We start from the raw sequence: 16,406 nt of genomic DNA on the forward strand, positions 1-16,406 counted from the left end.
CCGGTCAGAACATGCCCACCGTCCTTAACTATCCAAGCTATTGCCGGTCAATTGCTAAAGAATTTCTAAATAAAATCTGAATATTTAATTAATTACTACCTTAGTATGAAAACATAATTTTAAAATAATTTATGGGTTTACTACTATTTTATGCGTTTTTAGCAATATTAATATCCTTTATATGTTCCATCTTGGAAGCGGTTTTACTAAGTGTTCCACAAACCTATATCAACCTAAAGAAAAAAGAGGGAAAATCGTATGCCCTAGGTTTAGAGGTTTTAAAAAAGGATGTGGACAAACCCCTAATAGCCATCCTCACCTTAAACACTATCGCCCATACTGTTGGGGCCATACTAGTGGGAGTACAAGCCAAAGTAGCCTATAACGAACTCTACACCGACACAGAGACTTCCTTTCTAGGGATGCAGTTCACTGAAGGTGCTATGGTAGGATGGGTGTCGACCTTCATGACCATTTTAGTCTTAATAGCGTCGGAAATCATCCCAAAAACCATCGGAGCTACCTATTGGAAACAATTGTCGAACATTACGACAAAAACGTTGAATGTATTGGTATGGGGCCTTAAGTGGACCGGAATATTATGGCTTTTACAAATCTTCACCAAGCTTATTGGAAAACGCGGAGAACACGAAAGCGTACTGAGCCGGGAAGACTTTAGTGCCATGACCGATATTGCCCATGAGGAAGGGGTTTTTCAAGAATCAGAATCTACCATTATTAGAAACCTGTTATACTTTGATGAAATATTGGTCAAGGATGTCATGACGCCAAGGGCCGTCGTAAAAATAGCCTCGGAAGAGACCAGTATTAAACAATTCTTCGATGCTAATCCTAAAATGCCATATTCTAGGATTCCGGTATATAGCAAAAGAGTAGATAATATCACCGGGTTTGTACTAAAGGACATGGTTTTGGAAGAAATGATACGCACAGATGGCGAGGCCCCGCTGTCTTCGATAAAGAGGGATATTTTAATCAGTAAACGAAATACCCCCATCCCCGAACTGTTTCAAACCTTTATCGCTAAAAAGGAACACATAGCCCTTGTAGTAGACGAATACGGATCGGTTAGTGGGGTGGTGAGCATGGAGGATATTTTAGAAACCCTTTTGGGCCTGGAAATTATGGATGAAAGTGATAGCGTGGAAAACCTGCAGCACTTGGCCCGTAATAATTGGAAGGAAAGAACCGAGCGTATGAGGCAAGCCGAGAAAAATAAAACCGACGACTAATGGACATCGCCCATATTCCCACCCCCTTGGGCACTGCCAAAATAGAAGGCGATGAAAACGGCCTATCTAAAATTACCGTCCTTGATGGGGAGGAAACAATCACGGATGTTATTCCTGAAACTCTTGAAGATGCAGTGTACCAACTACAAGAGTATTTTAAGGGCGAGCGGCAAGAGTTTAGCCTAACGTTAAACCCAGAGGGAACAGATTTCCAAAAAAGGGTATGGAAGGCTTTAAAACGCATTCCATATGGGAAGACTGCCTCTTATATGGAACTCTCCAAACTAGTAGGGGATGTAAAGGCCATAAGGGCCGTGGCGGCCGCCAATGGAAAAAATCCCTTGTGGATTGTAATCCCCTGCCATAGAATTATTGGCAGCGATGGCTCCCTCACTGGATATGCCGGTGGTTTACACCGAAAAAAATGGCTGTTAGAACACGAGCAGCCCGTAAAACAACAGTCCTTATTTTAGACTGAGTAGTTTTTCCTGACAATAAAAAACGCTTTCCCCGGTCCATAAAAAGCATTTCAGCGAACTTTTGACACCGCTTGCCCCATTGTTGCCCTATGAATCATAAAATCCAAAAACCTACAAAAGACCATAGGGTTGGTTTTATAATTACAACGGCAGAAAAATCCCTGAGATAAAACGCCAGGGGCACCCCATAAAAATCGCCTTTAAAAAATGTCCTTATTTTGTATATTGTAAGCAGTTTTAGCTTTCAATTTAAAAATACAGGCCTCTAAATGTTACATAAAATAAAATTAGACAATATTCTGTTTTTAGACATTGAAACGGTTCCGGAGCAGGAAAGTTATAAGCTCTTGGATGCGGAAAAACAAGAATTGTGGGAGCATAAATCCAGCTACCAAAGAAAAGAGGAATTTACCGCGGAAGAGTTTTATGACCGGGCTGGTATTTGGGCCGAATTTGGGAAGATAGTGACCATCTCTGTTGGATATTTTCATTTTAAAGGAAATAACCGGACTTTTAGGGTTACTTCTTTTTACGGGGACGAATCCGATCTGCTAAAAAACTTTAAGAACCTCTTGGATACCCATTTCAATCACCCTAACCACCTTTTATGTGGACATAACGGGAAAGAATTCGATTTTCCCTATATCGCCAGAAGGATGATTATCAACGGAATAAATTTACCCGAAAAATTAAACCTATTTGGCAAAAAACCATGGGAAATAGCACATATAGACACCATGGAGCTTTGGAAATTTGGAGATTATAAGCACTATACTTCTCTGAAATTAATGGCCAATGTTCTCGGTATTCCCTCCCCAAAAGAAGATATAGATGGCAGTATGGTAAACACTGTTTATTACCAAGAAAAGGATTTGGACCGCATTGTAAAATATTGCGAATTGGATGTGATTACCACTGCCCAAGTATATTTACGTCTTTGCAACCAAGCTCTGTTATCGCCCGAAGAAATAAAAAGGATATAAGCCCGTCCATAAATCCGTCAGCGATTATAATAACACCGGACAGGCTTTCAATATAATTATGTTTTATAAAACTTAAATGACTTGGTCCCTTCTAGGTCTACCAGGGTTAAAATGTAGAGCCCAGGCTGCATATCGGCGATATAAATTGTCTTATCTACAGAATGGCCCTTTTTTACGGTATTGCCTGCAGGAGATATAATGCTGTAAAACAGCTCCGGCGTTACCTCCCCTTGAAAGTGGATATATTCCTGAACGGGATTGGGATAAATAACAATACCCGGTTTGTTATCCTCTATAGGGTCCTGATCTACCACAGGGTCCTGACCTATTACAGGTCCCTTATCCATACCCCCTTCGATGTCTTCATCTTTTCCTTGAAAATGAAATGCATATTCTTCGCTGTACCTAGAACTCGCCCTATCCGAACAAAAGGTTTGTACCTTAAAGATATAATCCTTCCCGGCCACTAAATTTGTCATGGTATAAAAGGCATCAAATATAGTGGTGGTCGTCCACTCCTGAGCCTCCTTTTCCTTGTACTGAACTTGAAAGAGAGCATCGGTATTGGCCTTCCAGGTAAAGGTAACCTCGGTAATTTCCTTTTTGGTCAGTGCCACCTCTTGGGGCACATCCAAAACACAATCGTTTAATGCTATTCCGGAAACAATAAGGGAAAAGTTTTGGGATTCATTTGTCAATTGTCCCTTATGGGTAACCACCAAGGTGTATTCTCCTTGGGCGTTCTCTATGGTGATTTTTTCAAAAGGATCTACTTTGTTATCTCCTTGAAAAGCGGGACTTTTTGCTCGGCTTGCATTTAATTTCCAAGGAAAATAGGTCCCAACACCTTGTTGTATACGGATATCCAAATCGTTTACCAAGGCAGCGCTCATATCGTTTAAGGTACCTGTATTTACTTTTCCGCTGGCCGGATCGGTCCATGAAATAGAAGCCAATAAAGGATCTTTACCATTGGCCCTTAGGGTATAGGTCTTTGTTTCTCCTTGCTTAAGCGTCTCTTCCTTTATTAAGGAAGTATAGCCGTTATTGGTAATAACATCTGCGGCCGATTTAGAATTTATCACTCCCCAGCCCATAGTGTAGTCCGGGCCAGGGGCAGCAACGTCATCGGCACTGTGGAGTACCAACCCTTTTAGGGTAGCGGCTTTCATAAAACGGCCTTCTATTTTTTGATGGTATTCTTGCAATAATAACATAGCACCGGTAACTCCTGGGGTAGCCAGTGAAGTACCAGAGGCCTTTACATACTCATCATTGCTATTGCTCCCTGTGGTATATACATTGGAGCCATAGGCAGCAATATCGGGTTTTATACGTCCGTCGTCTATAGGGCCAAAGCTGCTATAACCAGCTATGGAAGCTTCTAACAGAATTCCATTGTCATCGGTAGAAATATTGGCTGCGGCCACGGTAACTCCATTTTTTGAAGTGGCAAATCCTAAAAGCATATCATAACCTTCCTCTCTTGTCCCAGAAACAGGAGACTCATTGTCGCCGCTCCTTTGGGCATTTCCGGCAGCTGTTACCATTAAGTAATACGGTGCATTGACCATAATATTGTCCCAATCCCTAGAAATATCAATGTAGGAGCCAAAATACCAGTCCGGTACCTGACTACTACTGATCCCATAAGAATGGTTCGATAAAAGAAGGCCATTGGCGGCCATTTCGGCCACCTCTATTTTATCCCTTCTCCAATCGTTTGAAATTGCTTTTGCTTTATAGGCCACCCCTTTGGATTTATAGTCTTTCCCTGAAGCTACCAAAACTCCCATAATCTTAGTGGCATGCGAATTTACCAGCTCACTGCCATCCTTGACCGTTACTCTCGAATCAAATTCCTGGTGATTTACCAAGGCCGCTCCTGCATCCCACACCCCTACCAACATATCTTCTCCATGGAGTTCTAAACCTAGAAACTCTTTATCTTGAAGCATATTTACTCGGTTGGCATTGTTTAAAAAAGTACTATATGTTCTGTAGTAAATTGGAGTACCGTCTGCACCTATAGAAGTAAGGGCACTATAATTTCCATCAGGAAGCTTTTCGCTTAGTTTCCAGCCCTTTGCGTTAGCCGTGGCTAATAAAGTATTCTTTTCGTGCGTAAATTCTTGTTTAAGCTTATCGGTAAACATCCCCAATTTGGCAGTACGATACTCCTCCTTTATTCCTTGGATTTGTTTTGGGGTTTGAGAAATTGATTTATAAGAAACAAGACTTAGAAATGTCAAAAAGAGATAAATTCTAAGCGCTGTCAATTTAGGTTTTACGTACGTCATTTTTCAATTACATTAAGATTGGGGGTACAAATGTAATCTCGCCTCCAAACATAATCGTTTAAAGTGCCTAATTATTCGATGAATAGCACTAAATTTTTTTAAAATAAGTAAATTACCTAATTATGAAGCTCTTATATTTTTACAATTTAAATTCTATATCTTACTATGCTCTCTTACTTTTTTAATTCTAATTGTATGTAAACGGGAAAATGATCGCTAATTCCACCCAAGTATCTACTTCCTACATACGTCCTAAACGGACTACCCTTATACTTTCCTTTGCATTCCTTTAAATGTTCTACATCAAAAATATTGGCATCGGCCAATGTAAGGGTTCCCTTTTTATCTGTCAGGAAATTAGGAGACAGCAATATCTGATCGAAAAGACACCATGATTTCTGATAATTAACGCTTCCCCTTTTAGGCGTTTGTAATTTTTCAATAGGATTGTACAGACTATTGAAACCTTTTAAGGTTTGTATGCTCACAGAAGAGGGGTCATCATTAAAATCGCCCATCACCACATAACTGGCGTTAGGATATTTTTTTTCGATGTCCGTCATAAATCCAGTGATAGTGTTGGCCGCAATAATTCGTTTGTATTCCGTTGCTAGGTCACCATCCCTTTTGGAGGGCCAATGATTTACAAAGAGATGCATCGGTTCTCCGTTGAGTTTTCCCAAGACATATAATATATCCCTAGTACCCTCTGGAACAGCGTTGCCACCATCTACGACCAAGGGAATGGCTTGTGAAGCAACAACTTCAAAAGTCTCCTTATTGTACAAAAGTCCGGTATCTATCCCCCTATCATCGGCACTGTCGTAATGTATAAAATCATAGGGCACTGTTTTTAGGGGCTCGGTTGCCAGAAGCTCTTGCAAGACCAATTTATTTTCTACCTCGGCAACACCCACCAGGTCCGGAGGGCGTCCTGTAGATGATGTCCCAATTTCACTAATGGTAGTGGCCAATTGTTGTAGTTTTCTTCTATACCTATGGGTGGTCCATCTTTTAACACCCTTGGGGGTAAAATCTGCGTCTAGGGTATCTTCGTTTTCAAGGGGATCGAAAAGGTTTTCTACGTTATAAAAGGCTATGGTATGGCGGGTAATGGCCTTTTTTCTCTTAAAAAATGAAAAATTCATTCAATTTTGTGATAGGATTGCGAAAATACAAAAAATCCCTTGCCAACTATTGATTAGATTTGTACTTTAAATTGATATATGCTAGAAAAGAAAACCATAGAATACGAGAAGGCTGTACTAATCGGTGTCATGAACAGGACACAGAACGAAGAAAAGGTTACGGAATATCTGGATGAATTGGAATTCCTGACCTATACGGCCGGTGGTGAAGTAAGCAAGCGTTTTGTTCAACGTATAGACCTTCCCAACCCTAAGACTTATATCGGTAGCGGTAAAATGCTCGAGGTAGAAGCTTATGTTGTAGAAAACAACATTGGCACCGTCATTTTTGATGATGAGCTTTCTCCGGGGCAACAACGAAATATAGAACGGCAATTAAAGTGTAAGATCTTGGACCGTACAAGTTTAATATTGGACATTTTTGCCCAAAGGGCCCAAACCAGTTATGCCCGTACCCAGGTAGAATTGGCCCAATACGAATATTTACTTCCGAGACTAACCGGATTGTGGACTCACTTGGAACGTCAAAAAGGGGGTATTGGAATGCGTGGACCAGGGGAGACTGAAATAGAAACCGATAGACGTATTGTCCGTGACCGTATTGCTCTTTTAAAGAAGAAGCTTTTAAAGGTAGACAAGCAAATGGAGACGCAAAGAGGTAACCGTGGCGCTTTGGTGCGGGTTGCTTTGGTAGGGTATACCAACGTGGGAAAATCGACCCTAATGAATGTGATCAGTAAAAGTGAGGTATTTGCAGAAGATAAACTCTTTGCTACCCTAGATACCACGGTAAGAAAAGTGGTCGTAGGAAACCTGCCCTTTTTGTTGACCGACACCGTAGGTTTTATTAGAAAGTTGCCTACTCAATTGGTAGAAAGTTTTAAAAGTACCTTGGACGAGGTTAGGGAGGCCGATTTATTGTTACATGTAGTAGATATATCGCACCCCAATTTTGAGGACCATATAGACTCTGTAAACCAAATTTTGTCGGAGATAAAAAGTAACGACAAGAGAACCATCATGGTTTTTAATAAAATTGACCAGTTTACCCATGATACCATTGACGAGGACGACCTTATTACCGAAAAAACAAGCAAACACTTTACCATAGACGAGTGGAAGAACACTTGGATGCAAAGGGTTGGCGATAATTCGATTTTTATATCGGCCTTGAACAAAGAGAATTTAGAAGAGTTTAGAAAAAGGATATACGATGAGGTAAGGGACATTCATGTGACCCGATTCCCATATAACAACTTCCTGTATCCAGAAAATTTGGACGAATACTAGGTATAAAATCAATGCTTCCAAGGACCATTTATCGGAAAAAATGTACCATTGATTATTTACACCACAAAACAAGCAGGGTTCACAACAAAAATAATCCTGGACAGAAGGAGTTGCCTATCTTTACTTTGTAATGAAACGATAGGTTTCCCCCAAAATCTAACGATCATGAAAATCACAAAGTGCTACGGTTCCCCAAATCGACACTTAGCAACAAAAATGTTCGTCGTGTGAACACCAAGTCTTACTAAAAGACCTGCTTATCTAAAGAAAACGCCCACTGTAAAGTGGGCATTTCTTTTTACACCCTTATGGTTTCTTTTGGCTATTTCCCCTTTTTAAATATACTTTCTTAGGCCGTAGGGTACAGGTGTAATGTTCGCACTTGCGTTTGCTTCGAAACCAAATTTTTGCATCAACTCAATTCCAATTAACCCATGGCCCTGGTACCATATTGATTCTAGCATTATTATTTTTTCATTACTACTGGTTATTTGCTTATTGATCCTTGTACCCGCGTTAGGGACCGCAGCGGCATCCCCGCAGCAGCGCAAGGGATATAGCGAAGTGCCCGCCCGACGAAGGAGGGAACGCCCAAATTAGCATACTACAAGCTATTAGTGACGTCCGCCAACCTTTAACATACCACTTTATAGGCCTTCACAACAGTTTTCGATGCTTTCACAACATAAACCTGCCGCCCCTATTTCTTAGCCTTATATTTATGATATATCCGTGGCGACCTAGCTGCGACAAAACAAGATTGACAGCAATTTGATGGGAATTAAAACCCTTCATCGGCAACATATAGATCCAAATTAACAAATCCTACATGCTAAAAAGGCCCTCGATAAAAGCGCCTTTTTTTATTTTGAACGAAGTAATTTTAGATTACAAGGAATAGTTAAGCCCGATGAGCCAATAGGACTGCAGCTTATTGTCTACGGTACCGAAAGTAGGCACCGGATCTGTAGCTCCTGCATTAGCGATGGCATAACTAAGGGCCTCTTGTTTATTGCTCCTTAAACCAAAATCGAACCCTACCCCAACGACTTTCCATAGGGTATACCCAAAGCCATTGGTCCATGTCCAATTGGAAAAATCCGAACTTTTATAGCTCTGGAACATGGATAAATTGGTTTTAAAATTGATATTCCCAAGTTTTCTACTATAGTCTGCCACTATTTTAGCCCCCAAGGAAGATTCGAAAATAGTTTCCCCACTACTAAATACAAAGTTGTAGTTAAGAGGGTGCACCACGACCACCAAATCTGGAATGGGCGTCCAAGTGGCCCCAACACCAGTATCTAAATAGCCCGGATCGTTAAAGTTGTCTATGATGGTTGTCCTGTATTCTGCCAGGGCAGAAATGGCGAACTTACTACTTAGTTTTTGACCGTATAGGGACGATATGTTAAAAACATCGGAGGCCGCCTGAAAACTATTATCGTCGGTATCGATGTCCCTATCATCTATTCTTACCCAGCTTAAATTTATGTTGGCCGCATTTCTCCAAAAGAAGGTTTCTTTGGTAAGATTGGCATATCCGTTGAGGGTCACCCCTATATTACCAGCGTTGGAATTCGGAGTCCCCTTGGAATACCAGCTACTGAAACCGGAAAGGCTGACACCTATGGTACCAAAAGCACCTTTTTTCCATCCAGGCCAAGCATCTATTTTTGATTGTACTGCCTTTAGATTGGATTGGATGGCAGCAATGGAGTCTTTTTTGAGTTTTTTCTGAGCTTTTAACTCGTCTAATGTTTGGGCAAAACTAATATTGACTGCTAACAATAGCAGTATTGCCATGGCTAATTTTTTCATGTTGCAAATAGTTTTAGTGTTCGTAGAATAGAAAGTTACAAAAAAAGAAAATGCCAAAAAAAGCTTGAATCCCTTATTTTGCTTTGAACAGGGGTACTGACGAACAAGCTTCGCCATACATAACGCTTTTGGCGACCGCCTGGATTTTAAGCAGTATCCACATATAGGCGTTGGGAGGCACAGGCTTATTAGAACAACCTTTAATGATCACCATCTTGTCTTGGTATTCGGAAACATCGAGCTTTTCCAACACTGTTTGATACAGGGAGGTCTCTAATTGCTCTAAGGTACCCACCACCACTTTTTTGGCATAGGGCTGTAATTTAGACGCTATTAACATATAGGACCATCCTGGTACGATAGCCTCTGTAGAACAGTTTAAGGCCACATAGGCGTCCTGGTACTGGCTCCAGTCGTGTGCTTCTAACTGCGCCCTAAAATCCTTTTCCCGTAATATAAAGCCCTCGTACAACCAATCCTTTATATCTATAAGAATACGGTTTCCCTTTGGGTAATAGTCTTCTAGATTAAACGTTATTAGCTTACTCTGAGCTACCCTATTTACGATTTCGGAATTATTTTCTAGGTCCTGAGATGCCATATTGTGTTAAATTTTATACCTGTCCCACTCCCTTAGGTACAAGGCACCTAAGGGCAGGAAAAGTTGTTTTAAGCTTATAAAAGAGAAGGTCTCTTATGGAGTGTTGTGTACTACCGGTTAGATAGTGAAACCTATAGCATGCCTAGTTCTAGCTTTGCTTCCTCACTCATTAAATCTTTTGTCCATGGCGGATCGAAGGTAATCTCTACCTCCACATCCTTAATTTCATCGATGGACTTCACCTTTTCTTCTACTTCCATCGGCAAGGACTCTGCTACCGGACAGTTGGGAGAGGTTAAGGTCATTAAAATTTTAACCTCTGTATCTTCGTTGACAAGAACGTCATATATCAATCCCAATTCATAGATATCTACAGGAATTTCCGGATCGTATATCGTTTTAATAACTCTTACTATTTTCTCGCCCAATGCTTGGGTATCTATATTTGTGATTTCTTCGCTCATTCTTATATAATTTATAGCCTTCTGCTTGTAAGCGCTGTTGCCTTGGCTTATTAAACCACCCATAGGGTATTTTGGCTACAGTATTTATTAATTTAATTGTGTCTGGTATGCAACGGCATACAACTTTAATTGCTTTATCATGCTCACCAAGCCATTGGCCCTCGTTGCCGACAAATGTTCTTTTAACCCTATTTCATCGATAAAGTCGGTATCGGCCTCTATAATTTCCATTGGTTTATGGTTGCTAAAAGCCCTCACCAGAATAGCGATAATTCCTTTGGTAATAATGGCGTCGCTATCGGCAGTAAAAACCAAACGATCTCCCTCCAATTCGGCATGTACCCACACCTTGCTCTGACATCCTTTAATAATATTATCGTCGGTTTTGTATTGAGGCTCTATCATGGGCAAAGATTTCCCTAGCTCTATCATATATTCATAGCGCTGCATCCAATCTTCAAACATGGAAAACTCATCTATAATTTCTTCCTGAATTTCTTTAATGCTCATAGCTAAATTTTGTTCAAAGGTACAATAAGTCTCGTTTCTAATCAACTCTATAGGCTAAGCTTAACAAAATTGCATCCTATCTAAATGGTGAATAATGAAAGTGATATGGTTTCTCTGCTTCCTTTACCGCCAACAGATTTGCTGAGCTTTTTATTTTCCTCTCTTCCTCCCCTACCTACCACGGTTAACGGTACTAGTACGGCTATAGTTTGTCAGAAAAGAGAAGGGGATAAAACCATCTCATTTTATCCCCTTGCTTATATATTTATATTGGCTGTCCTAACTATCCCTAGGACCTTCTTTACCTTATAACAACATTGCTCTGGCCCTTTCTACCGCAGCAACGAGCACATCTACTTCTTCCTTGGTGTTATAAAAGCTAAAGCTAGCTCTTACGGTCCCGGGAATTTTAAAGAATTCCATTATCGGTTGTGCACAATGGTGCCCTGTTCTAACGGCCACCCCTAATTTATCTAAAATACTTCCTATATCATAAGGATGTATTCCTTCTATATTAAAAGATACCACAGCGGTTTTTTCTTTGGCGGTTCCGTAGATCTTTAGACCTTCGATCGCCAAGAGTTTTTCTGTAGCATACTGTAAAAGTTCGTCTTCATAGGCGGCAATAGCCGGAAACCCTATGGCATTCATATAGTCTAGTGCTGCCCCAAAGGCAATTCCACCACAAATATTGGGTGTTCCTGCCTCAAATTTATGAGGAAGGTCGGCATAGGTAGTTTTCTCAAAGGTAACCTCTGCGATCATCTCTCCCCCCCCTTGGTAGGGCGGTAATTTTTGCAACCACGCTTCCTTACCATATAACATGCCTACCCCTGTAGGGCCGCACATTTTATGTCCGGAGACCACGTAAAAATCGACGTCCAATTGCTGCACATCGGCTTTGATATGCGGGGCTGCCTGGGCGCCATCGATAAGTACTGCCGCGCCTTTTTTATGGGCACTTTCTATAATTTCTTCAATAGGGTTCACCGTTCCAAGGGCATTGGAAACATGGTTACAGAACACTAGTTTAGTACGGTCTGAAAGTAATTTATGGAATTCCGCCATCACCAACTCCCCTTCTAGATTCATGGGAATCACCTTTAAAATGGCCCCTGTACGCTCGCATAGCATTTGCCACGGCACAATATTGGAGTGGTGTTCCAAGGCAGACACCATTATCTCATCTCCCGGTTGTAAGATAGCGGCAAATCCGTTTGCTACTATATTAATACTGTGGGTAGTTCCTGAGGTCAATATAATTTCGTGTGCTTTCTCGGCATTGAAATGCTTTTGAACCTTCAGTCTGGCCTGCTCATAAGCATCTGTTGCCTCCTGGGAAAGCGTATGCACCCCTCTGTGAATATTTGCGTTGGTGTTGCTATAATAGTCCACAATAGTATCGATAACCTGTTGTGGGGTCTGGGAAGTAGCCGCATTATCTAAATATACCAATGGCTTGCCATTGACCTTCCTGTTTAAAATGGGGAAGTCCTTGCGAATCGCGACGATATCTAAAACGGTTTGTATCATAGTGGAAAAAATAATCCCTGCCGAAACAGGGATGGTATAGTATTACAAATCGAAGCCTAAGTTAACTCCTAATTTGTTGGCAATAATTTTATTGATCCTTGTTTTTAATTCTGGGATCCTTACGCTTTCCAATACATTATTGGCAAAGGCATACATTAATAAAGCCCGAGCTTCTTTCTTAGGAATCCCTCTAGACTGTAAATAGAACAAGGCGTCCTTGTCTAACTGTCCAATGGTACAACCGTGCGAACATTTTACGTCGTCTGCAAAGATCTCTAACTGCGGCTTGGTATTGATGCTAGCTTTATCGCTCACCAAAATGTTGTTGTTTTGCTGAAAAGCATTGGTCTTTTGGGCCAATTTTTCGACAATAATCTTACCGTTGAATACGCCGGTAGCATTTTCATCGTAAATTCCCTTATAATCCTGGTGACTTTCGCAATTAGGCTCAATATGGTGCACCAAGGTATGGTGGTCTACCAATTGTTTTCCTTCAATAATAGTCACCCCTTTCATGGTCGATTCTATGCGCTCGCCATTTTGATAGAAATTAAGGTTGTTACGCGTTAATTTCCCTCCAAAGGAGAAGGTGTGTACTTTTACATGACTTGCATCTTTTTGATCGATGTAGGTATTATCGATCAAAGAAGAAGAATGGGCATCGTTTTGGATCTTGTAATAATCTACGATGGCATTTTTAGCCGCGTATATTTCTGTTACAGCATTTGTCAACACCTCATTCGTCGTTAAACTTTGGTGGCGTTCTATAATTTGTAACTCGGCATTTTCCTCGGCGATGATAAGGTTCCTTGGCTGCAATAGCGCCGCGGCCTCACTACCCGTTGCAAAATGTATGATTTCTATTGGCTTCTTGGGTATCTTGTTCTTGGGAATATAGATATATGCCCCTTCCTTGCTAAAAGCAGTATTTAGCGAGGTCAAAGAGTCGTCCTTACAAGCAATCTTGTTAAAGTATACATCTATTACCGCCTTGTAGGTAGGCTTGTTCAATGCAGAACTCATTAGACATACATCGACACCTTCATGGGTTGTCTCTGAAAGAAAAGAGCTGTAAACCCCATCTACAAATACAATTTTATAGGTATCTATTTCATTCAAGAAATATTTTTTAACATCCTTAAATTCAAGGTTGCTTTCCATTTTCGGGAAAATGCTAAAATCTATTTTTTGAAGGCTATTTAAGGACGTATATTTCCAGGCCTCCTCTTTTTTAGAAGGGAACCCTTTTGCTTCAAAATTCTTTATAGCTGCTGTTCTAATGTCATGTACCGGATTGTCTACATCGACATTATTCTCAAAAGCCAAGAAAGAGGAAACTAATTTTTCTTTTAAATCCATTGTTCACTTATTGTCGTCCCCTTACTAAATTGGGAACCTTATTTATTTTGAATATAATTGTTCCTAAATGATTCCTGCGCCCTGCTTTTATTTGCATATTTAGCACAACACAAGACGGCTTGTTAATTACTTAACTACGGCCTCATTTTTTAACCAATCATATCCTTTTTCTTCCAATTCCAACGCCAATTCCTTGGTGCCTGACTTTACGATTTTTCCATCGTGCAATACGTGAATAAAATCTGGAACGATATATTCTAACAAACGTTGGTAGTGCGTAATAACGATTACCGCATTATCCTTTGTTTTTAGTTTATTAACCCCGTTGGCTACAACGCGCAAGGCATCGATATCCAAACCAGAATCGGTTTCGTCCAAAATAGCCAATTTAGGCTCTAACATAGCCATTTGGAATATCTCGTTACGTTTTTTCTCACCTCCTGAAAACCCTTCATTTAGGGAACGGGACAAGAATTTTCTATCGATTTCTAGCAATTCCGATTTTTCACGGATCAATTTCAACATATCTTTTGCCGGCATATCTTCCAATCCCTTAGCTTTTCTAGATTCGTTGATCGCAGTTTTCATAAAATTGGTCACCGATACTCCAGGAATCTCTACTGGGTATTGAAAGGAAAGGAAAACACCTTTATGTGCTCTGTCTTCAGGAGAAACATCTTCTAGGTTCTCCTCATCCAATATCACTTCTCCTTCTGTAACCTCAAAATCTTCTTTACCAGCAATTACAGAAGCTAAAGTACTTTTTCCAGAACCGTTTGGCCCCATTATAGCATGTACCTCTCCTGCATTTACCGTTAGGTTTATACCCTTTAAAATTTCCTTATCTTCTACCCTTGCGTGTAAGTTGTTAATTTTCAGCATCTTTTCTAAATTCTGTTTATTCTAATAATTGGGTGCCTTCGGCAATTTTTTAAAATCTTCTTTCTGATGTAGCGAAGCACTCATTGTTTCGTTCCTTAGACATTGCCTTTGGGATATGACTTCACTACATGGTAATTAAAAACAGGGACTGTTTAGGCCTACTGTTTTTATCGGGGAATGTCCCCGATCATTACTTTTTATTATCCAACGGAACCTTCCAAACTGATCTCCAATAATTTTTGGGCTTCTACCGCAAATTCCATTGGCAATTTGTTCAATACTTCCTTACTAAAACCGTTTACAATTAACGCAATAGCCTTTTCGGTATCGATTCCTCTTTGGTTACAATAGAAAATCTGGTCTTCTCCAATCTTACTGGTAGTGGCCTCGTGTTCTATTTGTGCCGTACTGTTCTTTGCTTCGATGTATGGGAAGGTATGTGCTCCGCATTCGTTCCCCATTAATAGGGAATCGCACTGTGAAAAGTTTCTGGCATTCGCAGCCCTACTCCCTACCTGTACCAAACCTCTATAACTGTTTTGGGATTTCCCTGCAGAAATACCTTTAGAAATAATGGTACTTCTGGTATTCTTCCCTAGGTGGATCATTTTAGTTCCCGTATCTGCTTGTTGAAAGTTATTTGTTACGGCGATAGAATAAAACTCTCCAATAGAATTGTCTCCTTTCAATATACAAGAAGGATACTTCCATGTTACTGCTGAACCGGTCTCTACTTGTGTCCAAGAAATTTTTGCGTTCTTCTCACAGATTCCTCTTTTGGTCACAAAGTTAAAAACCCCTCCTTTACCTTCTTTATTCCCTGGGAACCAGTTTTGAACGGTAGAATATTTTATTTCAGCATCATCCAAGGCGATCAATTCTACTACTGCGGCATGCAATTGATTTTCATCTCTTGAAGGTGCGGTACAGCCTTCCAAGTAACTCACATAACTACCTTCATCGGCAACTACAAGGGTTCTTTCGAACTGTCCGGTTCCTGCTTGGTTAATCCTAAAATAGGTAGACAGCTCCATAGGGCAACGTACTCCTTTAGGGATATAACAGAACGAACCATCGGAGAATACCGCAGAGTTCAAGGCCGCATAAAAGTTGTCTTTCTGTGGCACTACGGTTCCTAAATGTTTCCTTACCAGTTCCGGATGTTCTCTGATCGCTTCGGAGATAGAGCAGAAAATAATCCCTTTTTCTCCCAAGGTCTTTTTAAAAGTGGTGGCGACGGACACAGAATCCATTACGATATCTACGGCCACACCTGCCAATTTCTTTTGTTCGTCCAAAGAAATCCCCAGTCTTTTAAAGGTGTCCAACAATTCTGGATCTACCTCATCGAGACTATCGTACTTTGGTTTTTTGTTCGGTGCGGAATAGTAGGAAATAGCCTGAAAATCGGGTTTGTCGTAAGTTACATTTGCCCACTCCGGCTCTTCCATTTCTTTCCATATGCGAAAAGCTTCCAAACGCCATTCCGTCATCCATTCTGGTTCTTCCTTCTTTTTAGAAATTGCAATTACAACCTCTTCGTTCAAACCATTGGGAAACGTATCCGACTCAATATCAGTATAAAAACCATACTCATACTCTTTGGTCTCTAGTTCTTTCTTTAATTCTTCCTCTGTGTATGCCATAAATCAGCCCCCTTTTAACTCCTGTCCCCTTTACTGTTTTAGGGTAAGGAGATATGTTTATTTTACTCTTTTTCTAAATTTACTCGTAGACCCCTTGGGATCTTATTCTTTACAAACCTTTTCCTTTCTAAAAAAGT

Annotated in this window: 14 protein-coding genes; 4 read left to right on the plus strand and 10 right to left on the minus strand. The window is 40.5% G+C overall.

Annotation, left to right across the window (positions count from 1 at the left end):
- Window positions 1-131: 131 nt before the first annotated feature.
- The 3 genes from HCG49_RS09285 to HCG49_RS09295 all read left to right on the plus strand — a co-directional run bounded on the left by HCG49_RS09285 (window position 132) and on the right by HCG49_RS09295 (window position 2,715).
- The gene (locus HCG49_RS09285; RefSeq protein ID WP_168469254.1) at window positions 132-1,253 is read left to right on the plus strand and encodes a CNNM domain-containing protein; all 1,122 of its coding nucleotides are present in this window, start codon (window positions 132-134) and stop codon (window positions 1,251-1,253) included.
- Window positions 1,253-1,726 (plus strand): methylated-DNA--[protein]-cysteine S-methyltransferase, encoded by a 474-nt coding sequence (locus HCG49_RS09290; protein ID WP_168469255.1) that lies wholly within the window; start codon window positions 1,253-1,255, stop codon window positions 1,724-1,726. The genes HCG49_RS09285 and HCG49_RS09290 overlap by 1 nt, the downstream gene beginning before the upstream one ends.
- 275 nt (window positions 1,727-2,001) lie before the next feature.
- Complete coding sequence (locus HCG49_RS09295; RefSeq protein WP_168469256.1) at window positions 2,002-2,715, plus strand: 3'-5' exonuclease; 714 nt, start codon at window positions 2,002-2,004, stop codon at window positions 2,713-2,715.
- A 56-nt stretch (window positions 2,716-2,771) separates the two neighbouring features.
- On the opposite strand, the gene HCG49_RS09300 is transcribed toward HCG49_RS09295, so the two are convergent.
- Window positions 2,772-5,015 carry a S8 family serine peptidase gene (locus tag HCG49_RS09300; RefSeq protein WP_168469257.1) on the minus strand — a complete coding sequence of 748 codons (2,244 nt, stop codon included), beginning with the start codon at window positions 5,013-5,015 and terminating at the stop codon, window positions 2,772-2,774.
- Window positions 5,016-5,188: 173 nt separating this feature from the next.
- Window positions 5,189-6,163: an endonuclease/exonuclease/phosphatase family protein gene (locus HCG49_RS09305; RefSeq protein WP_168469258.1), complete on the minus strand. Its 975-nt coding sequence runs from the start codon at window positions 6,161-6,163 to the stop codon at window positions 5,189-5,191.
- A gap of 78 nt (window positions 6,164-6,241) precedes the next feature.
- Between HCG49_RS09305 and hflX the strand changes: the two genes are divergently transcribed.
- The gene (hflX, locus tag HCG49_RS09310) at window positions 6,242-7,453 is read left to right on the plus strand and encodes a GTPase HflX (RefSeq protein ID WP_168469259.1); all 1,212 of its coding nucleotides are present in this window, start codon (window positions 6,242-6,244) and stop codon (window positions 7,451-7,453) included.
- An 888-nt stretch (window positions 7,454-8,341) separates the two neighbouring features.
- Here hflX and HCG49_RS09315 read toward each other — a convergent pair.
- From HCG49_RS09315 to sufB, 8 genes are all read right to left on the minus strand, one after another.
- Window positions 8,342-9,274: a DUF3078 domain-containing protein gene (locus tag HCG49_RS09315; protein ID WP_168469260.1), complete on the minus strand. Its 933-nt coding sequence runs from the start codon at window positions 9,272-9,274 to the stop codon at window positions 8,342-8,344.
- Between the two features lie 73 nt (window positions 9,275-9,347).
- Complete coding sequence (locus HCG49_RS09320; protein ID WP_168469261.1) at window positions 9,348-9,875, minus strand: DUF2480 family protein; 528 nt, start codon at window positions 9,873-9,875, stop codon at window positions 9,348-9,350.
- Window positions 9,876-10,006: 131 nt separating this feature from the next.
- Window positions 10,007-10,339, minus strand: coding sequence for an SUF system Fe-S cluster assembly protein (locus tag HCG49_RS09325; protein ID WP_168469262.1), 333 nt, complete (start codon window positions 10,337-10,339; stop codon window positions 10,007-10,009).
- 87 nt (window positions 10,340-10,426) lie between these two features.
- On the minus strand, window positions 10,427-10,849 hold the full coding sequence (locus HCG49_RS09330; RefSeq protein ID WP_168469263.1) for a SufE family protein: 423 nt from the start codon (window positions 10,847-10,849) through the stop codon (window positions 10,427-10,429).
- Window positions 10,850-11,155: 306 nt separating this feature from the next.
- Window positions 11,156-12,382: an aminotransferase class V-fold PLP-dependent enzyme gene (locus HCG49_RS09335; protein WP_168469264.1), complete on the minus strand. Its 1,227-nt coding sequence runs from the start codon at window positions 12,380-12,382 to the stop codon at window positions 11,156-11,158.
- Window positions 12,383-12,424: 42 nt separating this feature from the next.
- Entirely contained in the window at window positions 12,425-13,741 is a 1,317-nt protein-coding gene (gene sufD, locus HCG49_RS09340; protein ID WP_072762714.1) for a Fe-S cluster assembly protein SufD, read from the minus strand.
- Window positions 13,742-13,867: 126 nt separating this feature from the next.
- On the minus strand, window positions 13,868-14,623 hold the full coding sequence (gene sufC, locus HCG49_RS09345; RefSeq protein WP_168469265.1) for a Fe-S cluster assembly ATPase SufC: 756 nt from the start codon (window positions 14,621-14,623) through the stop codon (window positions 13,868-13,870).
- Window positions 14,624-14,823: 200 nt separating this feature from the next.
- Window positions 14,824-16,269 carry a Fe-S cluster assembly protein SufB gene (sufB, locus tag HCG49_RS09350; protein WP_168469266.1) on the minus strand — a complete coding sequence of 482 codons (1,446 nt, stop codon included), beginning with the start codon at window positions 16,267-16,269 and terminating at the stop codon, window positions 14,824-14,826.
- Window positions 16,270-16,406: the final 137 nt, after the last annotated feature.

The sequence above is a fragment of the Arenibacter sp. 6A1 genome (assembly GCF_012272855.1).
In the GTDB taxonomy this organism is placed as follows: domain Bacteria; phylum Bacteroidota; class Bacteroidia; order Flavobacteriales; family Flavobacteriaceae; genus Arenibacter.